The organism is Cupriavidus sp. 8B, assembly GCF_054589115.1.
In genome coordinates, this window is the sequence record NZ_BAAILO010000657.1 from 1 (window position 1) to 21,547 (window position 21,547).

The following is a 21,547-nucleotide window of genomic DNA, read 5'->3' on the forward strand; positions in this document are numbered from 1 at the left end:
AAGCAGGGCGGCGGCCGCTCAAATCTCCTTGCCTGTCAATACCTTGCGTTGATCAATCGCAGCTTTTTTGGGGCTGCTTAACTTGGGTGGATTGCTTCTCCACCCCGCTACAGGCTTGCAGCCCGAACCATCGCCTAACCCTCGTTGGCACCACCGCCGTGCGGTCACGGCCACCATCCTCGCCCCGGCCACCTCCAGCGCTCGCATCGAGCCATGGCATTCCACTACCCGGCTCTCCGAAAACCCGCTCTTTTGGAACTGGCCGTCAACGTTGCTAGCCTAGCATCGGCCCGTGTTGCGAATCCACAACAAAACAACTTTGGCTGTACGCACAGGAAAGAAACGAGCCCTCAGGAAGCGCCGACCAAGACATTGGCTCAGTTCCGCCCACTGAACTCGAATGCTGACAATTGTCTCTCGCCGTCCACCAAGAGCTACGCTCGCAGGCTTGGACTCGTGACGGTATTTTTGACGGTATACCTGTACCTGCGACTGCCCACAAACGCCCTCTTGCGGGGCAAGGCTTTCCAGCCCGATCGATATAATCGCGCGCTACGTGGAGCGGATGCTATCTGCATCCTAGAAAGGATCGTACCGCCTTGAATTGAAGTCTACCGGCGGCTCGCGAAATCTAGCGAAATCTCGCACCTCGTGACGGCATACTTGACCGTATGTCGTCGCCTCCGGCCGTAGCATACCGTCACAGGACCGGAAAACAGGTGGTATTTCTCTATGGCGCCACCCGCTATCCCGGGCCACGCTTGGGTTAGACTTTGCGCTGAACTGCCTGTCGGAGTTGATGTCGACCCATCGTCACTTGGCACCGAAGTCTGCCAAGAGAACACGAGGGACATATTCGCTACGCCACCCCAGGCACTCGGCCCGGCTTTAAATGCCTGTCGTATCTACCACGCGCCCCCTTGGCCACTTCCTTCGCATCAGAACCGCCAGAGGCTAGCCTTCGAAGGAAATTGCCATCAAGGTGAATCGCGGCCGGGATTCGATTTCCCAAACTGGCCCCAAAGTATTTGCCATGCCGAGTCCAACCGCTCATCGGCCACGGCTGCCGCCACGTGAAGTGGATTGCAGCATTCACTTTAAGCAAATCGCCTCGGGACGCCCAACGTGCGCGAAACTGAGCCGAGGCCGGCATGTTTAGGCTGTTAGCATTTCTGCACAAATCGACCACGACACACTGCCCATGACGCCTCATCCGCTTCCTGTTCGTCAGGCCAGCGCTTTGCCTCGGACTTCCTTCAGACTCCCAGTCGCCCGGGAAACGCTTGTCTCCGGCTAACACTTCCCCTTGCCGGGTGTGTACAGGACTTACACCCTCAAGTGAGTGCGCCCTGCCGGGTGAACCAAACAAAAACCCCGGACACCTTACGATTCCGGGGTAAAAAAGACAGTGAAGTCAACGCACTGGCGCGATGCCAGCACTACCTCATTGCGCGCCAAAAGCAATGAGATCTAACGACTCACGTAAAACGCATCACTTGTATCAAACTTTATTCAGTGTGGGCAAACCAATTGATTCAAAGTTTATTCCTTGTTTCAACCTTTATTCCCACAAAACAGCAACCGCTAGATCAACCAGCGAAGTTCTTGCTGGCGAAGTCCCAGTTCACGACGTTCCAGAATGCCTCGACATACTTCGGGCGGGCATTGCGGTAGTCGATGTAGTAAGCGTGTTCCCACACGTCGCAAGTCAGCAGCGGCTTGGCGTCGGTGGTCAGCGGGGTGGCGGCGTTGGAGGTCGAGACCAGGTCCAGCGAACCGTCGGCCTTTTTCACCAGCCAGGCCCAGCCCGAACCGAAGGTGCCGACCGCGGTCTTGGTGAATTCTTCCTTGAACTTGTCGAAGGAGCCGAACTTGGCGTTGATGGCATCAGCCAGCGCGCCGGTCGGTTGGCCGCCGCCGTTGGGCTTGAGCGAGTCCCAGTAGAAGGTGTGGTTCCACACCTGGGCGGCGTTGTTGAAGATGCCGCCGGAGGACTTCTTGACGATGTCTTCGAGCGTCGAGTTTTCGAACTCGGTGCCCTTGATCAGGTTGTTCAGGTTGGTGACGTAGGTCTGGTGATGCTTGTCGTGGTGGAACTCCAGGGTCTCCTTGGAGATGTGCGGAGCGAGCGCATCATGAGCGTAAGGCAGCGGGGGGAGAGTATGTTCCATTGTTCTGTCTCTTTCTGTGGGGTTGAAGATCAGGAATTGTCGATTGTAGGGGACTTGCCATACCCACGCAAACGCGGCAAACAAAGCCCCTTCGATCATATTAGTTTGATCGATATGCAAGCGCTGTCGGCGGACCGCCGACGCGCGCCGGGCTTAGAGTTCCGCCAGGCGCGGCTGCACGCTGGCGATGCTGGCATCGGCCACGCCTTCGGCCAGGTGGACTTCGATCACGGCGCCCGCGCGCAGCTCCGACGGCGAGCGCAAGGCGCGTCCGCGCTGGTCCAGCAGCACGGCGTAGCCGCGCTCCAGGGTGCGCTGCGGCGCCAGCAGCTCGAGCGAGCCGGCGGCGCGCTGCCAGCGCTGGCCGGCGCGCTCAACCTGGCGCTGCGTGGCGTCGCGCAGGCGCAGCGCAGTGCGGCGCAGCTCGGCCTGGGCCTGGGCCAGGTCGGGACGGCCGGCCGCCCAGCGCATGGCCAGCACCTGCTGGCGATGCCGCTGGGCTGCCACGGTATCGCGCAGCGCGGAGCGCAGGTGACGCATGAGGTTGTCGACCTGCAGGCGGCGCTCCTGCACCTGCGCTTGCGGGCTGCGCAGGCGGCGGGCCAGCCAGTCCAGGTTCTGGGCGCGCCGGTCGAGCTGGCGCTGCATGCCTTGGGCCAGCGCGTCGCGCGCGCGGCTGGCTTGCAGCAGCATATGGCTGCGGTCCGGGCTGACCAGCTCGGCTGCGCCGGTAGGCGTGGGCGCGCGCACGTCGGCGACGAAGTCGGCGATGGTGAAATCGGTTTCGTGGCCCACGCCGGAGACCACCGGGACGGCGCAGCGCGCGATGGCCTGCGCCACGTTCTCTTCATTGAACGACCACAGGTCTTCGATGCTGCCGCCGCCACGGCACAGGATCAGCACATCGCATTCGTTGCGCTGGCTGGCGGTGTCGATCATGGCGGCGATCCTGGCCGCCGCGCCGGCGCCCTGCACCGGCACCGGGTAAACCACGACGGGCACATGCGGCGCGCGCCGGCGCAGGGTGCTGATCACGTCGCGCAAGGCGGCGGCCTGCAGCGAGGTGATCACGCCAATGGTGCGGGCGTGGACCGGCAGTGGCCGCTTGCGCTCGGGCGCGAACAGCCCGGCCTGCGAGAGCTTTTCCTTCAGGCGCAAGAATGCCTCGTAGAGATTGCCAAGGCCGGCGCGGCGCATGCCCTCCACACCCAGCTGCAACTCGCCGCGCGCCTCATACATCGACACCAGCGCCCGCACCTCGACCGCCTCGCCCTCGCGCGGCGTGAAGTCGACATGCTGGTTGCGCCCGCGGAACATCACGCAGCGGATCTGGGCACGCGCGTCCTTGAGCGAGAAATACCAGTGGCCGCTGGCGGCGCGTGTGAAATTTGAGATTTCGCCCCGGACCCAGGTCAGCGGAAAACTACGTTCCAGTACCTGGGCGATCGCGTGGTTCAGTTCCCCGACGGGAATCGCCTCACGTGCCCCTGGAGGGGCCATAGGCTGGGTTTCACGCGAAAAGTTCAGCGGTTCTGACATGGGGCACGGCCGGGCAAGCGGCGTGGAATTGACATGTCCACAGCATAACTGGTCTGTCAAGTCTCTTGGGGTGGGGGAGGCAATAACCCCGCAAAGCGGCATGACTTGACACAAGCCTTTGATTCTTATGCGCTTTCGGCTGTCTTATTTTTTAGGCAATGTAAGCAAACCCCTTATGCGTCAAACACTTACCGGCTGCGCCCCCGGCTTGTTCACAAAGTTATCCACAGGAACTCTGGACAACCTCGGATAGAACGCCCCGGCTGTGGAAAACTTTCTGCGACCCGCCGGAAATGCCCATCCAGGGGCGAAAAGAGATCGCAAGACCGCCTTACCGTGACATTGCGCGGCCATGTGCTGACCATGAGCGCGGGGACTGGATAATACCGCGCAAACGGCTATTGCCTATTTTTTAATCAGAAGGTATGAAGTGCTTTTCAATCAATGACTTAAGTGGCTTCTCAGATAGTTTTCCACAACCCGTCCACAAGACTGTCCCGGCGGAATGTGGAAAGGGAGAGACATGGCGGGATTTTTCCGCTTACGGGCCGTCGGCGGCCCCCGCGGAGCCCATCTGGCGTGTTCTGCACATTATTTAGGCAGCGCGTATACCTGCCTTTCCAATCAATGACTTAGCGTTCTTTTCAGGCGTCTGTCCACAAACGGTCCACAGCACTGTCCTGCATTAATGTGGATAGACCGGAGTCTGGTTTTGGACGGTTCGCGCGTGTCCGGAGGATGTCTTCGTCACTCATCGCTTGCCTGTTTTTTAAGCGACCCACAATTTTTCCTTATCAATCAGCGACTTGACTGCCTTGTCAGCCCGCTGTCCACAATTCATCCACAGCACTGTCCCTGTTCCATGTGGACATCCCGGCAGTCGCCGCCCCAGCGCCTCGCGCGCACGATGCGCGGCAGACACACCGCGATGCTGCGTCTTGCCGCGCCCGGTGCTGCGGGTTAGAGTGGCGCCTGATTTTTTCGAACATTTTCGAACATAGCCAGCGCGCGCACGGCTGCGGCGCCTGGCATGAGCACACAAGCCGTTGACTCGGGGTTCCACGTGTTTTCCATCATTCAAGCTGCCGGCTGGCCGATCTGGCCCTTGTTGCTCGCCTCGGTCATCGCCCTGGCGCTGATCGTCGAGCGTTTCCTCAGCCTGAAGCGCAGCAAGGTGCTGCCGCCCAAGCTTTACGACGAAGCCCTGTCGGTGGCGCACCAGCGCCGCGCCACGCCGGAGGTGGTCAACACGCTGGAGCAGAACTCCCCGCTGGGCCGCGTGCTGGCCGCCGGCCTGCGCCATGTGGTGCTGCAGCCCCACACCTCCCGCGATGCCGCCAAGGAAGTGGTCGAGGAAGCCGGGCGTGCCGTGGCGCACGAGCTGGAGCGCTACCTCAACGCACTGGGCACGATCGCCTCGGTGGCGCCGCTGATGGGCCTGCTAGGCACCGTGATCGGCATGATCGAGATCTTCGGCAGCCAGGGCGGCGCCGGCGCCAGCCCCGAGCAACTGGCCCACGGCATCTCGGTGGCGCTCTATAACACCGCCTTCGGCCTGATCATCGCGATTCCGGCACTGATCTTCTGGCGCTACTTCCGCCGGCGCGTGGACGACTACGTGGCCGAGCTGGAATTCCGCGCCACCGCCTTCCTGGACGCCATCCTGCCGCAGCGCCGCGCCTGATACGCCATGCACTTCCGATCCCGCCAGCGGCGTGAAGAACCGGAGATCAACCTCATCCCGTTGATCGACGTCCTGCTCGTGATCCTGATCTTCCTGATGATCACGACCACATACTCGCGCTATACCGAGCTGCAGATCCAGTTGCCGACCGCCGACGCCGAAAAGGCGCAGCAGCGCCCCGGCGAGATCGTGGTATCCGTATCGGCCAGGGGCGTCTACTCGATCAACAAGCAGGTCATGGACCAGCAGGACGTCACCAGCCTGGCCCAGCGCCTGCGCGAGGTCGCCGGCCCGGCCGACGGCCAGCCGCCGGTGCTGATCGTCAACGCGGACGCACAGGCCACGCATCAGTCCGTGATCAATGTCATGGAAGCCGCCCGCCTGGCCGGGCTGCCCCGCCTGACCTTCGCCACGCAGAGCTCGCAGACGCGCTGAACGGCCCAGCGCGCGGATGCAGATCACCCGCAGCGAGCCGCACCTTGCGGCGGGCGCCGCAAGGTGCCCATAATGGCTGGGTAGCTAGCTTGCGCTGCCCAGCCATGGCGCGATGGCGCCATCATGCCGGCGCGCCGCGCTACCGTCCCCGGCCCCGCCCCTGCCCTTTTCAACGCAACATTACCGCCCAGCCCTGCCTACCACACCCATGCCAGCTCCCCGCAACGCCCTTGCCGACTTCGTGACCGCCCAGTGGCAACGCCGCGGCTGGTTCGCCTGGCTGATGCTGCCGCTGTCGTGGGTGTTCGGCCTGGTCAGCGGCTGGCGGCGCCTGGCATACCGGCGCGGCTGGTACCGCTCGACGCGCCTGCCCATGCCGGTGGTGGTGGTCGGCAACGTGACCGTGGGCGGCACCGGCAAGACCCCCGCGGTGATCGCGCTGGCCCATGCGCTGGCCGAGTCCGGCCTGCGCCCGGGCGTGGTCTCGCGCGGCTACGGCGTCAAGCTCAAGCATCCGCGCCGGGTCAAGCCCACCTCGCAGGCCAAGGACGTGGGCGACGAGCCACTCTTGATCGCGCGCGCCACCGACGTGCCGGTCTGGGTCTTCCCCGACCGCGCGCTATGCGCGCAGACCATGCTGGTCTCGCATCCCGGCGTCAACGTGCTGCTGCTCGACGATGGCCTGCAGCACTACAAGCTGCAACGCGACTTCGAGATCGTGATGTTCGATTCGCGCATGGGCGGCAACGGCTTGCTGCTGCCCGCGGGCCCGCTGCGCGAATCGCTCTCGCGCCGGCGCGACGCCACCCTCATCAACGACCCGGACTTCCGCCCCAGCCAGGACAAGCCGGATGTCTACGGCATGCGCCTGGTGCTGGACGATGCCTGGCAACTGGCCGACCCGACCATGGCCAGGCCGCTGTCCGCGTTTGCCGGGCAGCGCGTGCTGGCCGCCGCCGGCATCGGCAACCCCGAGCGCTTCTTCGCCAGCCTGCGCGCGGCAGGCCTCGCGCCCGACACCATGCCGCTGCCGGACCACTACGACTTCGCCGAAGACCCCTTTACCGGCGATCCTTTCGCGCAAGCGGCCGATGCGATCCTGATCACCGAGAAGGATGCCGTAAAATGCGAGCGCCTCAGTGACCCGCTGGACCCGCGGATCTGGGTCGTCCCCACCACGCCCGTGATCGATGCGGGCCTGATCGAAAAAATTCGCCGCGCTGTCGCCGCGCATGCCCAGGCCGCTCCCGCAGCGCCGGGCGCCGCGACCGCCGCCGGCCACACCAAGGAAACGCAAGATGGACAACCGGCTGCTTGAAATCCTGGTCTGCCCGCTGTGCAAGAGCAAGCTGGAACATGACCGTGCCGCCCAGGAACTGATCTGCCACGTGGACAAACTGGCCTATCCGATCCGCGACGGCATTCCCATCATGCTGGCCGATGAAGCACGCCAGACCGTGCCGGGCCGGCTGGTCTCGCCGGAATAAACGGCTCGCACCATGTCGCTGCCCGCTTTTACCGTCGTCATCCCGGCGCGCCTAGCCTCCACCCGGCTGCCCAACAAGCCGCTGGCCGATATCGGCGGCAAGCCCATGATCGTGCGCGTGGCCGAGCGCGCCCATGCCTCGTCGGCGCAGCGCACGGTGGTGGCCACCGACGCGCCCGAAGTGGCGGCAGCCTGCGCGGCGCATGGCATCGAAGCCGTGATCACGCGTGCCGACCATCCCTCGGGCACCGACCGCCTGGCCGAAGTGGCCACGCTGCTGGGCCTGCCGGACGATGCCATCGTGGTCAATGTGCAGGGCGACGAGCCACTCATCGAGCCCGGCCTGATCGACGAGGTGGCGCTGCATCTGGCGCACCATGCCGATTGCGCCATCGCCACCGCTGCACATCCGATCGGCGAGATTGCCGAGGTGTTCAACCCCAATGTGGTGAAAGTGGTGTGCGATGCCGCCGGCCGCGCGCTGTATTTCTCCCGCGCCCCGATCCCCTGGGCGCGCGACGCCTGGGCCGGCGTGCCGGCCGCGGCGGCAGCCACCGCCCAGGTGGCGTTGCCGGCCATGCCGGTATTGCGCCACATTGGCCTGTACGCCTACCGCGCCGGATTCCTGCGGCGCTTCCCCACGCTGGCGCTGTCGCCGGTGGAGCAGACGGAAGCCCTGGAGCAGCTGCGCGCGATGTGGCATGGCGAGCGTATCGGCGTGCTGGAAACAGCGGCAGTGCCCGCGCCGGGCGTCGATACGCAGGCCGACCTGGACCGCGTGCGTGTGCTTTGGGCGCAGGCCATGGCACAGGAAGGCCCCTGAGCGCACTTGGCGATGGCCGCCGGCTGCGACAGTCATCCCATGACCTGCGACATAAGTCATGGCAGATGTCACCGCAGCGGCGAGCCGATTTCGCGCCGCCTCATGGCATAATGCTTGCCGATACAGAGCCGTCGGGCGCCCGGGCGTCCGGCCAAGGCTCGGTGGGGAGATGAAAAGTGAGCCCGTTCGGTACCCGCCCGCCGTCAGCGGCAGAGGCTTTAGCGCTTTAGCGTGCCGACCGTCAACAGACCAGACTCCGACCCGAGGTGCGCCGTCCTGACGGCGTTGGTAAGCCTCGCGTCAAGTTTCGGCGTTACCCTCCTTCCATTCCCCCTGCCATACAAGATTCAAAACTCTGAGGACCCGTAATGCGTTTGATCCTGTTGGGCGCACCTGGCGCCGGCAAAGGCACGCAAGCCCAGTTCATCTGCGAGAAGTTCGGCATCCCCCAAATCTCCACCGGCGACATGCTGCGCGCCGCGGTGAAGGCTGGCACGCCGCTAGGCGTGGCCGCCAAGAAGGTGATGGACGCAGGTGGCCTGGTGTCGGACGACATCATCATCGGCCTGGTCAAGGACCGCCTGCAGGCGGCCGATTGCAAGGACGGCTATCTGTTCGATGGCTTCCCGCGCACCATTCCGCAGGCCGAGGCCATGAAGGAAGCGGGCGTGGCGATCGACTACGTACTGGAAATCGACGTGCCGTTCGATGCCATCATCGAGCGCATGAGCGGGCGCCGCGCGCACGTGGCATCGGGCCGCACCTACCACGTCAAGTACAACCCGCCCAAGGTGGAAGGCGTGGACGACGTCACCGGCGAACCGCTGATCCAGCGCGACGACGACAAGGAAGAGACCGTCAAGAAGCGCCTCGACGTCTACTCCCAGCAGACCCGTCCGCTGGTGGACTACTACTCCAAGTGGGCCGCCAATGGCGACCCCGCCGCCAAGGTTGCACCGCCGCAGTATCGCAAGATCGCGGGCGTTGGCAGCGTGGAAGACATCACCGCGCGTGTGTTCGACGCACTGAAGTAAGCCGCGCGCATCCAGCGCTGCAGAAAGAAAGGCGACCCCCGGGTCGCCTTTTTTATTGCCGCCGGCGAATTGACGTTTACGTAAACGTTATGCCAACATGCCATATCTGCAGCGCCAGAAAATCAAGAAGCCACTTATCCAAGCGAGGAAGACAACGATGGAAATCCGCGACAACGTCTTTATTGTCACCGGCGGCGCCTCCGGGCTCGGCGAGGGCAGCGCCCGCATGCTGGCCGCCGCCGGCGGCAAGGTAGTGATCGCTGACCTCAACGAAGCCGCCGGCACCGCGCTGGCGGCCGAGCTGGGCGGGAAGTTCGTGCGCTGCGACGTCAGCAGCGAGGCCGACGGACAGGCTGCCGTGGCGGCAGCCACCGCGCTGGGCCGCTTGGCCGGGCTGGTCAACTGCGCCGGCATCGCCACCGCCAACAAGACGGTGGGCAAGAACGGCCCGCACCCGCTCGACGCCTTCGACAAGACCATCCGCGTCAACCTGATCGGTACCTTCAACATGATCCGGCTGGCTGCCGCGGCCATGGTGCAGAACACGCCCGACGCGGAAGGCGAGCGTGGCGTGATCATCAATACGGCATCGGTGGCGGCGTTCGACGGCCAGATCGGGCAGGCCGCCTACGCAGCCTCCAAGGGCGGCGTGGTCGCCATGACGCTGGCCATCGCCCGCGACCTGTCGCGCGACGGCGTGCGCTGCATGACGATCGCCCCGGGGCTGTTCGAGACGCCCATGCTGCTGGGCATGCCGCAGGACGTACAGGACGCGCTCGGCAAGATGGTGCCGTTCCCGCCGCGCCTGGGCCGCCCGGCCGAGTACGCGAAGCTGGTGGGATCCATCATCGCCAACACCATGCTCAACGGCGAAGTGATCCGGCTCGACGGCGCCATCCGCATGCAGCCGAAGTAAGGCCGGCGGCGGCCGGGGTGGCGGCCAGTCCGCCACCAGCGTCATCCTATCAACCCGCCACGTAAGCCGTCTTCACCGTCGTATAGAACTCGGCCGCGAAGGTGCCCTGCTCGCGCGGCCCCAGGCTGGAGCCCTTGCGGCCGCCGAACGGGACGTGATAATCGACACCTGCCGTGGGCACATTGACCATGACCATGCCTGCTTGAGCGTGCCGTTTGAAGTGCTGTATGTGCTTTAGCGACGTCGAGCAGATACCGCTGGCGAGGCCGAACTCGGTGTCGTTGGCCAGTTCCAGTGCATGTTCATAGTTCCTGGCCGGGATGATGGCGGCAACCGGCCCGAAGATCTCCTCGCGGCAGATCCGCATGTCGTTGCTGCAATCGGCGAAGATCGCTGGCGTCAGGTAGAAGCCCGGCGTGGCGCGTGTCACGTGTTCGCCGCCGCACACCAACCTGGCGCCCTCCTCGCGCCCGATGGCGAGGTAGCGCAAGTCCTGCTCAAGCTGGTCGCCGCTTGCCACCGGGCCGATGTCGGTGCCGGTGTCGAGGGCGTGGCCGATCCTGAGCGCGGCCGTGCGCTCCTGCATCCGATCGACGAAACGGGCATAGATGCCCTCTTCCACGATCAGCCGGCTCGATGCGGTGCAGCGCTGCCCGGTGGAGAAGAATGCGCTTTGCACGGCGCACTCCACCGCCACCTCGAGATCGGCATCATTGAGCACCACCATCGGGTTCTTGCCGCCCATTTCAAGCTGGACCTTGGCCAGCCGTTGGGCGGCCGCCTGGGCCACGCGCCCGCCCGTAGCCACGGAACCGGTGAAGGAAATCCCGGCGATACGCCTGTCATCAAGCATGGCCTGGCCCACTTGCGAGCCGCGCCCCATCGCCAGGTTGAATGCTCCCGCCGGCAATCCCGCGCGGCTGATGATCTCCGCCAGCGCCCAGGCGCAGCCCGGCACGAGCTCCGCGGGCTTGAACACGACCGTGTTGCCGTACGCCAGGGCTGGTGCGATCTTCCAGGCGGGAATCGCCATCGGGAAGTTCCATGGCGCGATGATGCCTACCACCCCGACCGGCTCGCGCGTGACTTCGATTTCCACGCCAGGCCGTACCGAGGCCAGCTTGTCGCCGCGCTGGCGCAAGGCCTCCCCGGCGAAGAACTTGAAGATATTCCCCGCACGGGTGACCTCGCCGATGCCTTCGGGCAGGGTCTTGCCTTCTTCGCGCGACAACAGCAGGCCGAGTTCCTCGCGCCGCGCCAGGAGCTCGGTACCGATCTTGTCGAGCGCATCGGCGCGTTGTTGTGGCGTGCTGGCGGCCCACCGCGGCGCGGCGGCTTGGGCGGCGGCGCTGGCCTGGCCGGCCTGTGCGGCATCGGCCAGCGCGTAGTGGCCGATGATGTCGGTGGTGTCGGATGGATTGACGTTGGCGTGAGCGGATGCGCCGTCGAGCCATTGGCCGTCGATATAGTTCTTATACATGGTCATGTCAGGTTTCTACGTGTCTAGCAATGAGAGTTCTACCTGCTTGAGGCGGTGCACGATGCCCTTGACGAATTCCAGCGTGACATTGGACAGCACGCGCTGGCATGGCGTGATGATGCCAACCGTCAGCGCGTTGATATTGGGTTCGTCGAACGGGCGCCAGACCACTTCGCCGCTGGCGATCTCATCAATGAAAGCGAGCTTGGAGAAGAAGGAAATGCCCCGCCCCGAGGCGACTAGGCGCTTGAGCAGAAGGGTGGAATTGCAGGTAACGCTGGGGGTCATCAGATCCCAGAATTCCATGAACCTGGGAGACACCACGCCCTGGATCGGCGAGCGTCCTTCGAGGCGCAGGAACGCGTGGCTGCGGCAGTCGGCAAAGCTGATCCGCTCCTTCTTCGCAAGCGGATGGGAAGAGGCCATTACTACGCCTGGCGGCAGCGCGACCTGGGCCACGACGTTCAGCCCCGCCGGCAGCTTGGCGATAAAGGTGACGCCGACATCGAACTCGCCACCCAGGACTTTTGGCGCGACATCCCAGGGGGTGATGGCGGCGATGGAGTACGTCACTGCCGGATATAGTTCCGAATAGTCCTCCACCGCCGCGGGGAGGAAATCGACGAACAGTGAGTCCATCGCCGCGACCGATATGTGGCCCCTACGTTCGTCCTTGAGTTCATCGAGTTCGCTTCGCATCAGGTGAAAATCGTTGAGCGTCGCGCGGATATGCTGCAGCATCCGCTCGCCCGAAGCATTCAGCCGGATACCGTTGGGCAAGCGGTCGAACAGCTCGGTTCCCATCTCGGCCTCGAGCTTGAGAATCTGCCGGTTGACGGCGCTGGATGCGACATAAAGGTTCTGCGCCGCCTTGCGGATCGACCCGCATCGCGCGACTTCAACGAAGTACTTCAGGATGCTGGCGTGCATGCTCTCCTCGATCGATTCATGAACTACGGCTCGCTGCGCACAGGATACGCCTCGACCACGGGGTGGTCACAGGCCTGCGGCCCGACGTAGTCGGCGCCGCCCGGCGAGCCGACGCCGCTCACGTGCCTGGCAAAAAACTCCCTGTTCACGGCGGCGAACACGGCCTGCGCCGGCGGCAGCTCCACTTCGTCGTGGATGGCTTCGGTCGGGCACACGGAAACGCAGATGCCGCAGCTGATGCATTCATCGGGGTGGATATAGAGCGTGCGCACGCCCTCGTAGATGCAATCGACGGGGCAGCATTTCACGCAGGCGCCGTCCTTGACATCGATACAACCAGAGGCAATGACGTAGGCCATCAGCGCCCGCTCCATTGCGGCTTGCGCTTTTGCTGGAAGGCCAGCACGCCTTCGCGCGCGTCCTCGGACCGCAGCGCGTCGACCAGGGCGGGCAGCCGCAGTGCCTGGGCGTCGGCCGGCGACAAGGTCGACGTGCGGCGCACAACCTGCTTGATCGCCTGCTGCGACAGCGGCGCGCACGCCAGCAGCGCATCGATCCAGACTTGCACCGCCGCATCCAGTTGCGCGCGTGGCACCACCTCGTTGATCAGGCCGATCTCGGCGGCTTCGCGTGCCGGCATGCGGCGCCCCGTCAGCAGCATGGCCATGGCCTTGCGGAACGGGATCTGACGCTGCAGCAGGGTCATGCCGCCGTCGAGCGGCATGCGTCCCACCAGCGCTTCGGGCAAGCCAAAGCTGGCCTCCTCGCAAGCGACCACGATGTCGCAGCCCAGCACCATCTCGAAGCCGCCGCCGAGCGCGAAGCCGTTGACGCGAGCGATGACAGGTATATTCAGCGACTCGCGCAACGCGATGCCGCCGAATCCGCCCGGCCGCGCGGCACCCCAGTATTCCAGGCCGGTGGTGGACGGGTTCTTCATATCGGCGCCCACGCAGAAGGCGCGGTCACCCTCCCCCGTCAGCACGATGACGCGAACATCGTCGCGCCGCTCCAGCTCTGCCCAGATGCCTTGCAACTCGGCCTCGGTAGCGAGATCGACTGCGTTCATGACCTCGGGCCGCGACAAGGTCACCGTGGCGACAAAATTCTCGACTTGCAGATGGACGCTCATTCCGCCACTCCTTGCACGGCCATCGTTGCCGGCATGCCCTCTAGTTCGCGCAGCACGTCATCGTTATGCTGACCGAGCCGCGGCGGCGGGCGGCGCAGGCTGACGCGAGCGCGCGACATGCTGATGGGACTGCCGACGAATTTGACTTGCCGGCCCTCGCCCGCGCCTTCCAGCAGCAGCTGGTTGTGCAAAGTCTGCGGATCCACCAGCGCTTCGCGCAGGTCTCGCACCGGCGCGCAGAGTATGTCCTGCGCTTCCAGGCGGGAGAGCCAGTGGTCGCGCGTATTGGCGGCAAAGCGCTCGCGCAGCACTGCCTGCAGCCCGGCCTTGTTGCGGAACTGCTGGCTCAGGTCGCAGTAGCGCGGATCTGCCGACATGTCCTCGATCTCAAGCGCCGCGCAGATGTCGCGCAACGGGTTCTGCTTGAATGCGCCCACCATCACCAGGGGTCCCGTCTGCGTATCGAACACGCCGGACAACGGCATGGCCGCCCAGTTGACCTCGGAATCGTCCATCATGATCATGGCCGCTTCCTGCATCTGCATGGCGAGCATGGAGTTGTACAGCGACACGCTGATCTTCTGTCCCTCGCCAGTGCGGGCGCGGTCCAGCAAGGCCAGCAGCACGCCCTGCACCATGTGCATGCCGGCGGAATAGTCGGCCAGCGCGGTCGGGTAGACCGAGACCGGCACCGAATCGTCGGCCCGGCGCGCCATCACGCCGGTAATGGCCTGTGCCAGCACGTCCTGGCCGCCCTTGTGCGCATACGGCCCGGATTCGCCGAAGCCGGTGCCGACCGCGTAGATGATGCGCGGATTCAACGCGCGGCATGCCTCGTAGCCGAGGCCCATGCGCTCCATCACCCCCGCGCGGAAATTATTGACCACGACATCGGCGCCGGCGATCAGGGTCTTCACGTGCGCCATCTGTTCCGGATCCCGCAGGTCAAGCGCAATGCTGCGCTTGTTGCGGTTCAGGCTGCAGAAGATGGGGTTGTCCGCGCCGGCAACCGGCTCGAAGGTGGAGCGGCTGAGATCGCCGGAGCCCTTGCGCTCCACCTTGATAACGTCGGCGCCGTAGTCGGCCAGCGTCTGCGTGCACACCGGGCCCATCATCACCTGGGTGAAATCGATGACCCGGATGCCGCTCAGGGGCAGGTCTTGCGCCATGTTGTTGTTCTCCATGTCTTATGCCGCCTCCGCCTGCTGCACATAGGCCGCCAGTGCGGGAATATCCGCGTTGCGGCCAGTCTGGTCGCCGGGATCCGCGCCCTGTGCGCGCAAGGTCTTCTGCACCGCCCGCACGTCGACGTCGCGCACTGAAACATTGGCGTTGAGCGCCAGCGCTGCGGCGACGCCGGCGGCTTCGCCCATCGCCATGCAGGGCGGGATCTCGCGCGAGATCTTCTGCGCCTGCGAGGTGGCCGAGTAGTGGCGGCCGGCCACCAGCAGGTTGTCCACCTGCTTTGGCAACAGCGCGCGGTACGGCATGTAGTAGTCACGGCCGCGCGCGATGCTGTCGTCAAAGCGCAACCGCTGCGCCACGTCTTCCTTGGACATCACGTACTCGCCTTCGAGCAGGCGGGTCTGCCGCACGCCCGTCTGCGGTGCGACGTCGATCACGTAGCATTGCTCGAAGCCGGGCAGCTTGTCGCGCACGAACTCGACCACGGCGTGGATATGCTGGCGACCCTGGAGTTCGGCGCGCGTCAGGTCTTCCGCCTTGAGGCCGTCGATGCCCGCCATGTGCGGGCAGTTGCACCACACCACGCCAGGCAGCGGCGTCTTGAGCCACCACAGTCCCCACGAGCCGCCGAGGATGCGCTTGATCTGGCGGTCGAGCTGCGCGTAGGCCTCTGGCTCTTCGTGCTCGAAGCGCTCGGCGGCGTCCGTATCCACGCCGCCCAGGCGGAACACCGTGGTGGTGATGTAGCTGCCGCCGGCATGCGGCGCACCTGCGGAGGCCGCGACATCGAGGTCGCCGGTGGCGTCGATCACCACGTCGGCGAGGATGGCTTCACGCCCGCTCTTCGTTTCGCAGATCACGCCCTTGACCTGGCCGTCCTCCACCAACGTCTGCGAGAACCACGAATGCAGCCGCAGCTTGACGCCGGCTTGCTGCACCATGTCGAGCGCGACGCGCTTGTAGGCGTCCGGGTCGAAGGCCGCGGCGAAGCACACCGGATGCGGCGTCTTCTGGCTGTGGAAATCGAACGTGCCCCAGCGGCCCCAGCGCCGATAGGCGGCCGGGTCTTCGCCCCATTCGTTCGCGCGGGGAAACTTGGCCAGGCCCAGCGCTGCCATGTTTTCGATCATGGTCATGCAGTTGCCGCGCACCGAAATCTCCTGCAGGTGGCTGTCCCACATATCGTCCAGCACCAGCACCATGCCGCCGGAAGCAAGGCCACCCAGGTGGTTGTAGCGTTCGAGCAGAATCGTCTCAGCGCCGTTCCTTGCCGCGGCAAGCGCGGCCGACAGGCCAGCCGGCCCACCGCCCACCACCACGACATTTGCTGCGGCCGCGACGCGCACATCGTGTGCCGGCTGGCGGATCCAGTCATTGATCTTGTTCATTTGTATCCTCGGGATTGTTGTTGTCGTGCAGCGCTCAGTGCGATTGCTCAGGCTGCCACGTGATAAGCCAGCGTTCGACCAGTGCGATCACCAGGAAGAAGGTGCCGGACATCGCCGCGCACATGATGATTGCCGCGTATAGCAAGGCGGAGTCAAAGGCATAAGTGGCCTGGATGATCATGGCGCCGATGCCCACCGTGGCCCCGATCCATTCGCCGACGACCGCACCGATCACCGACATCGACGCGGCGATGCGCAGCGCGGAGAAGAGATACGGCAGCGAATTGAGCAGGCGCAGCTTGAAGAAGATCTCGCGCTTGCTGGCCGACAGGACCCGCATCAGTTCCAGCGACTGCGGATTGACGGCTTCCAGCCCGCGCACCATGTTCACCAGTGTGGGGAAAAAGCACACGATGGCGGCGATGGTGATCTTCGGCTCGATCCCGTTGCCCATGATCAGCACCAGGATCGGCGCCTTGGCCACCACCGGGATCGAGTTGATCATGACCGCCACCGGGTAGAAGATCTCCTGCAGCGTCTTGTTATGGACGAACACGGTCGCCAGCAGGATGGCGAGCAGGTTGCCCAACAGGAAGCCGCCGGCCGCTTCGATGGTGGTGGGAATCAGGTTCTGCAGCAGAACGTCGCGCTTGTCGAAGAATGTCTGCAGCACCAGCCCGGGAGACGGCGCGATGAAGGGCTTGATATCGAAGCCCGCCACCACGGCCCACCAGGCGAACAGCAGCCCCGCGATACCGAGCGCGGGCAAGACGCGGGCGCGCCAGACGCGCCGCCGACGGCTGGCGAAATAGGCGTGGGCCTCCGCATCCGCGCCGGCAACGGGCAGGTTCAACTTCATTTCCGATGTGCTCATCAGCAAGTCTCCAGCACGCGGCGCAGATGCGCGGATAGTGTTACGAACGCGGGGGTTTCACGCACATCCAGGGTGCGGTCTTCAGGCAGCGCCACCGGGACGATTTCCTTGACCCGGCCGGGGTTGGCCGCCAGCAGGAGCACGCGCTGGCCCAGGAATGCCGCTTCATGGATGCTGTGCGTGACGAACAGGATCGTCAGTCCCATTTCCTTCCAGACCCGCCGCAATTCCTCGTTCAGCCGGTCGCGCGTGATTTCATCCAGCGCACCGAAGGGCTCGTCCATCAGCAGCACCTTCGGATCGCTGACCAGCGCGCGGGCGATCGCGACGCGCTGGCGCATGCCGCCGGACATCTCATGAGGCAGCGCATCCTCGCGCCCCTTCAAGCCAACCAGTTCCAGCAGCTCGCGTGGCGTTGCCTTGCCCGCGCGCGCCTTGCCGTTGGCGACTTCAAGCGGCAGCTCGACGTTCTGCAACGCCGTGCGCCAGGGCAGCAGCGCCGCATCCTGGAACACGAAGCCGATGTCGCGGCGGGCCCGAGCGACCGCCGGCGGTTCGTTGAGCACGCGGATGTCGCCGCGGCTGGGCTTGACCAGGTCCGCCACCACGCGCAGGAACGTGGACTTGCCGCAGCCGGAGGGTCCGAGCAGCGTCAGGAATTCCCCCGTGGCCACATCGAGGCTCAGGCCCTCGATGGCTGTGGTGCTGCGACGGTCGGTGAAGAAGCGGACATTGATATCGCGGCAACTGATTGAAAGTCCGGTGCCGGTGGAAGCTGGAACGCCGGCGCGTGCGGCAGGACGTGGATTGAATAGCGTGGCTTGCATTGCTTACACCACCAGTCGTGACGATTTGGTGGCATGCAGGATGTCGAGCGTCATGACATCCTCCACCTTGGGAGCGCGCGCGCGGAACTGGCCGAGCTGCGCGTACAGGGAGATCTGCTCCTGCCATACGGCGGGGTCCATGCTGCCCCAGCCCTGCGTGGCGCTCGCCGGGTTGAGGGCATAGCCCATCAGGACGTCGATCGATGCGCGCTCATCCGCGCGGTTCAGGCTCGGGAACTCCTTGAGCAGCAGGTCGATGGCCTGGTCGCGGTTCTTGTTGGCATAGAGCCAGCCGCGCGCGGTCGCGCGCAGAAAGCGCTGCAGCACTTCCGGATGCTTGCGCAGCGTATCGGTATGCGCGTAGTAGGGCAGCGCATAGAGCCGGACACCGGAGTCCCACAGGCTCAGGTCGACACGGTCGGCACCGAGCGCCTTCAGTGCGGACACGTTGGTCTGCCAGCCGGCTACTGCGTCGACGCGACCGCTCAGCAGAGGCATCATGTCGGAGCCGATCGGCACGATATTGACCTGGCTCTCGGCGATCTTGTGCTTGACCAGCAGGGCCTTGAGCAAAACGAGTCCGGTGGCGTGGATACCGATGCGCTTGCCGATCATGTCCTGCGGCGTGCGGATCGGGGCCTTCTTCAGCGAGAAGAATGCATAGGGGTGTCGCTGCAGGCCCGTGGCAAAACACTGGACCGGCAGCCCTTCCGATACCGCCAGCATGACGGACGGGCTGGAAGAAATCTGTCCGGCCTCGCCGCGCCCGGAGGCCACGATGGCCACCCCGTCGACATTGGGGCCGCCGGGCAGGATCTTGAAGTCGATGCCTTCCTGCTCGTAGTAGCCAAGCCGCTTGGCCACGACTTCGCCCACCTGGTTGCCGCCAGGGATCCAGCCCAATTGCATATTCACCGCCGCGCGATCGGCTGCGAACGATCTCACCGACAGCAGCGTGCCGGTGGCCAGCCCGGCGGCCAGCAGGGAAGCCTGCAGCACACGCCTGCGGCTCGGGTCGTCTAACCGTGACATCTTGATTTCCATGGGTCTCCACCTCGTTTTCGGATCTGTCTGCAAGCGGTCAAATCTCGTGACTGCTGTATTTTGATGACGAGGGAGTGCTCGAACAAGAACCGTTTTTCGAGCATGGGCGATGCCTGAATTAGAGCGCACAATGCCAGTGCAGCATGCCCGACGCAGGTGCCGGCGATGCTTTATTGCGGTGCAAAAAGAAGGACGCCCCTTAATGGGTCGAGCGAAAAATTCGCTCGGCGGTAGCCAAAATCTGTGCTTCCCGCGGCGGTTTTCCTGCGCCGACAATCCACTCAAATCTCACCGATAAAGAGATCAATGAGGGAGCAGGCATGCATCGCCGTTACGCAGTCGATTCGATTGGCTTACTTCTCGCCCGTGCTGGCTCGCGTGTGTTTGCACGCCACGCCGGTTCCGGCAAGCACCTTGGCCGGCTAGCCATCCCAGCCAGCTTCCCGCTACCTGCGGACACGGCTTGGGTCGTTTCCTAGCGACGTCGCCCGCACCTCTTCCCGTCCAGCTCTTCTTTCTTCCGGATCCCTGCGCACCCGCGGTGCGTGCGGGAGGACCGCTTTTTTACTTTTTTTCTAATGACAGGAAGGTCACTATGAAGCGAAGTGCCATCGTCGCCACGACGTTATTGCTGGCGTGTTCGGCATCCCACGCGCAAAGCGGGGTGAATTTGTACGGGCTGATCTCGACCGGCATTGTTTATGCCAACAACCAGAACAGCCATTCCAGCTTCCAGATGGCCAACGGGCCGATGCAAACGCCTCGCTGGGGATTAAGGGGCGAGGAAGACCTGGGTGGCGGCAACAAGGCCATCTTTACGCTGGAGAGTGGTTTTTCCGTCACCAATGGCGCGGCTTCGCAGGGTGGGCGGATGTTCGGCCGGCAGGCCTTCGTCGGCATGTCGTCCCAGGATCTGGGCACCGTTACATTAGGCCGGCAGTACGATCTCTCGGCGGCGACGCTGTGGTCATTCGAATCGGCAACACAGTTCGCCGCCTATGGCACCCACATCGGCGACAGCGACAACGTGTTCAACACGTTCCGCGTCAACAATACGATCGCCTACAAGAGCCCTTCATACGGTGGCCTGCAGTTTGCCGGCATGTTCAGCCTCGGGGAAAAGCCTGGCGACTTCCGCTCGAACAATGCGTATAGCCTCGGCATATCGTACAAACGCAACGATCTTTCGCTGGGCGTGGCGTATGAGGAGCTGAATACGCCGAACAGCCCGACTAACCAGTCGGGCGCAGTAGTCGGCGACTACGGCTTCACGTCTCCCTTCCTCACCAGCCTGGCTACCGGGGCCAAAGTGGATCGGCAGCGGATCTGGGGCGCGGGGGGCGCCTATCAGTTCGGTCCGGTGGGCGTCTCGGTCCTGTACACCAATGTGCGCTTCAACTACCTCGACAATACGAGGCTGACGGTCAACAACGGCGAGATTTCCGTTACCGACTACATCACGCCAAACCTGATGGTGGGCGCAGCCTATATCTATACGTGGGGCGATTACCGCCCTATGGACAACAGCCCGAAATGGCATCAGGTCAACCTCGGCGCCGACTATTTCCTCAGTAAGCGCACCGACCTGTTCCTGGTCGGCATATACCAGCACGCCGCCGGCGACGCCAGATATGCCCAGATCTACACGCTCTCGCCGTCCTCGACCAAGACCCAGGTATCGGCAGTGGCGGGGATCCGGCATAAGTTCTAAGACGCCAGGGCACTTGGCCCTCAGGCAGGCATCAGCATCACCAGCGTCAGACCCGGCGCGGCCGCCGGCACCAGCGTGAGCTGCTCGAAATGCAGCAGCCCGCGCTGCGGATGGCAAAAGCCGCGGCGGCCGCCCTGGCGCTCTTCCACGTCCTGCGACAGCCAGTCGGCGCGGAACGCCGGGCTCTGCGAGATCAGTCCGTCCACGAGCGCCCGCGTCGGCGGGTCTTCGGCATGGCGGATGCTGTGCGCGCGGAATTCCGCCACCAGCCGTGCCGCGCGGTGCGGCCAGTCCTCCACCAGTGCCTGCAAACCCGGCGACAGGAACATGCTGCGCAGCAGGTTGCGATCCTCACTGGTGGGGTCGAGCCAGCCCACGAACAGGTCGGCGGCGGCGGCATTCCAGGCCAGCGCGTTCCATTGCCGGTCCAGCAGGTAGGCTGGGCCGTTGATGGCCTCCACGCTGGCGAGGACCGTGGCGGGTGCGTGTTCGTCCTGCGCTTGCATGGGGTCGCGCCGGCCGGCCAGCTCGAACAGGTAGGCCCGCTCCGCACGCGACAGCCGCAGTGCGCCGGCCAGGCTGGCAAGCGCGCGGGCCGACAGCGCCACCGGCCGGCCCTGCTCCAGCCACGTTACCCAGGTGGCGCTCAGGCCAGCGAGCTGCGCCAGCTCCTCGCGGCGCAAGCCCGGGGTGCGCCGCCGCCGGCCGGGCGCCAGGCCAACCTCGGCCGGGGCCAGGCGCTCGCGGTGGGCCCGCAGGAAGCGGCCCAGCACGGCTTCGCGCGTGAGTTCGCTTGGCTTGGCGGGATCGGGAAGCGCGTAATCTGTCATGGAGGGCTGAGCGGGAAAACGAGGCAGTAGACTGGAAGCTGGTGCGTTTTATACCAGG

Annotated in this window: 20 protein-coding genes; 8 read left to right on the forward strand and 12 right to left on the reverse strand. The window is 64.6% G+C overall.

What is annotated here, in order from left to right; genetic code table 11:
- Positions 1–1,589: 1,589 nt before the first annotated feature.
- Positions 1,590–2,171: a superoxide dismutase [Fe] gene (sodB, locus tag ACYP5B_RS52705; RefSeq protein WP_183031929.1), complete on the reverse strand. Its 582-nt coding sequence runs from the start codon at positions 2,169–2,171 to the stop codon at positions 1,590–1,592.
- Positions 2,172–2,324: 153 nt separating this feature from the next.
- Positions 2,325–3,710 carry an exodeoxyribonuclease VII large subunit gene (gene xseA, locus ACYP5B_RS52710; RefSeq protein WP_459575457.1) on the reverse strand — a complete coding sequence of 462 codons (1,386 nt, stop codon included), beginning with the start codon at positions 3,708–3,710 and terminating at the stop codon, positions 2,325–2,327.
- A gap of 1,063 nt (positions 3,711–4,773) precedes the next feature.
- Between xseA and ACYP5B_RS52715 the strand changes: the two genes are divergently transcribed.
- From ACYP5B_RS52715 to ACYP5B_RS52745, 7 genes are all read left to right on the forward strand, one after another.
- Positions 4,774–5,394, forward strand: coding sequence for a MotA/TolQ/ExbB proton channel family protein (locus ACYP5B_RS52715; RefSeq protein ID WP_006157938.1), 621 nt, complete (start codon positions 4,774–4,776; stop codon positions 5,392–5,394).
- A gap of 6 nt (positions 5,395–5,400) precedes the next feature.
- Positions 5,401–5,829, forward strand: coding sequence for an ExbD/TolR family protein (locus ACYP5B_RS52720; protein ID WP_459575459.1), 429 nt, complete (start codon positions 5,401–5,403; stop codon positions 5,827–5,829).
- Between the two features lie 208 nt (positions 5,830–6,037).
- Positions 6,038–7,147, forward strand: coding sequence for a tetraacyldisaccharide 4'-kinase (lpxK, locus tag ACYP5B_RS52725; protein ID WP_459575461.1), 1,110 nt, complete (start codon positions 6,038–6,040; stop codon positions 7,145–7,147).
- On the forward strand, positions 7,128–7,316 hold the full coding sequence (locus ACYP5B_RS52730; RefSeq protein ID WP_006157935.1) for a Trm112 family protein: 189 nt from the start codon (positions 7,128–7,130) through the stop codon (positions 7,314–7,316). Before lpxK ends, ACYP5B_RS52730 begins: the two co-directional genes overlap by 20 nt.
- A 12-nt stretch (positions 7,317–7,328) precedes the next feature.
- Complete coding sequence (kdsB, locus tag ACYP5B_RS52735; protein WP_318230659.1) at positions 7,329–8,138, forward strand: 3-deoxy-manno-octulosonate cytidylyltransferase; 810 nt, start codon at positions 7,329–7,331, stop codon at positions 8,136–8,138.
- 368 nt (positions 8,139–8,506) lie between these two features.
- Entirely contained in the window at positions 8,507–9,172 is a 666-nt protein-coding gene (adk, locus tag ACYP5B_RS52740; RefSeq protein WP_267605659.1) for an adenylate kinase, read from the forward strand.
- A gap of 157 nt (positions 9,173–9,329) precedes the next feature.
- Positions 9,330–10,088 carry a 3-hydroxyacyl-CoA dehydrogenase gene (locus ACYP5B_RS52745; protein WP_267605658.1) on the forward strand — a complete coding sequence of 253 codons (759 nt, stop codon included), beginning with the start codon at positions 9,330–9,332 and terminating at the stop codon, positions 10,086–10,088.
- A gap of 49 nt (positions 10,089–10,137) precedes the next feature.
- Here ACYP5B_RS52745 and ACYP5B_RS52750 read toward each other — a convergent pair whose 3' ends face one another.
- The 9 genes from ACYP5B_RS52750 to ACYP5B_RS52790 are packed head-to-tail and all read right to left on the reverse strand — an operon-like array spanning position 10,138 to position 18,936.
- Positions 10,138–11,568 (reverse strand): aldehyde dehydrogenase family protein, encoded by a 1,431-nt coding sequence (locus ACYP5B_RS52750; RefSeq protein ID WP_459575518.1) that lies wholly within the window; start codon positions 11,566–11,568, stop codon positions 10,138–10,140.
- 15 nt (positions 11,569–11,583) lie between these two features.
- Positions 11,584–12,498: a LysR family transcriptional regulator gene (locus ACYP5B_RS52755; protein ID WP_400102153.1), complete on the reverse strand. Its 915-nt coding sequence runs from the start codon at positions 12,496–12,498 to the stop codon at positions 11,584–11,586.
- A gap of 23 nt (positions 12,499–12,521) precedes the next feature.
- Positions 12,522–12,857, reverse strand: coding sequence for a ferredoxin (fdxA, locus tag ACYP5B_RS52760; RefSeq protein WP_459575462.1), 336 nt, complete (start codon positions 12,855–12,857; stop codon positions 12,522–12,524).
- Positions 12,857–13,630 (reverse strand): enoyl-CoA hydratase-related protein, encoded by a 774-nt coding sequence (locus ACYP5B_RS52765; protein WP_459575463.1) that lies wholly within the window; start codon positions 13,628–13,630, stop codon positions 12,857–12,859. The genes fdxA and ACYP5B_RS52765 overlap by 1 nt, the downstream gene beginning before the upstream one ends.
- Positions 13,627–14,814: a CaiB/BaiF CoA transferase family protein gene (locus ACYP5B_RS52770; protein ID WP_318230655.1), complete on the reverse strand. Its 1,188-nt coding sequence runs from the start codon at positions 14,812–14,814 to the stop codon at positions 13,627–13,629. Before ACYP5B_RS52770 ends, ACYP5B_RS52765 begins: the two co-directional genes overlap by 4 nt.
- A 3-nt stretch (positions 14,815–14,817) precedes the next feature.
- The gene (locus tag ACYP5B_RS52775) at positions 14,818–16,203 is read right to left on the reverse strand and encodes an FAD-dependent oxidoreductase (protein WP_459575465.1); all 1,386 of its coding nucleotides are present in this window, start codon (positions 16,201–16,203) and stop codon (positions 14,818–14,820) included.
- 34 nt (positions 16,204–16,237) lie between these two features.
- Complete coding sequence (locus ACYP5B_RS52780; RefSeq protein ID WP_459575466.1) at positions 16,238–17,077, reverse strand: ABC transporter permease; 840 nt, start codon at positions 17,075–17,077, stop codon at positions 16,238–16,240.
- Entirely contained in the window at positions 17,077–17,904 is an 828-nt protein-coding gene (locus ACYP5B_RS52785; RefSeq protein WP_459575467.1) for an ABC transporter ATP-binding protein, read from the reverse strand. Before ACYP5B_RS52785 ends, ACYP5B_RS52780 begins: the two co-directional genes overlap by 1 nt.
- Before the next feature lie 3 nt (positions 17,905–17,907).
- A complete protein-coding gene (locus ACYP5B_RS52790) occupies positions 17,908–18,936 on the reverse strand; it encodes an ABC transporter substrate-binding protein (RefSeq protein WP_459575469.1) in 1,029 nt (342 codons plus the stop codon).
- 607 nt (positions 18,937–19,543) lie between these two features.
- On the opposite strand from ACYP5B_RS52790, the gene ACYP5B_RS52795 reads away from it, so the two are divergent.
- Positions 19,544–20,659, forward strand: coding sequence for a porin (locus ACYP5B_RS52795; protein ID WP_459575520.1), 1,116 nt, complete (start codon positions 19,544–19,546; stop codon positions 20,657–20,659).
- 20 nt (positions 20,660–20,679) lie between these two features.
- Here the strand turns inward: ACYP5B_RS52795 and ACYP5B_RS52800 are convergent, their stop codons facing one another.
- A complete protein-coding gene (locus ACYP5B_RS52800; protein ID WP_459575471.1) occupies positions 20,680–21,489 on the reverse strand; it encodes a helix-turn-helix transcriptional regulator in 810 nt (269 codons plus the stop codon).
- Positions 21,490–21,547: the final 58 nt, after the last annotated feature.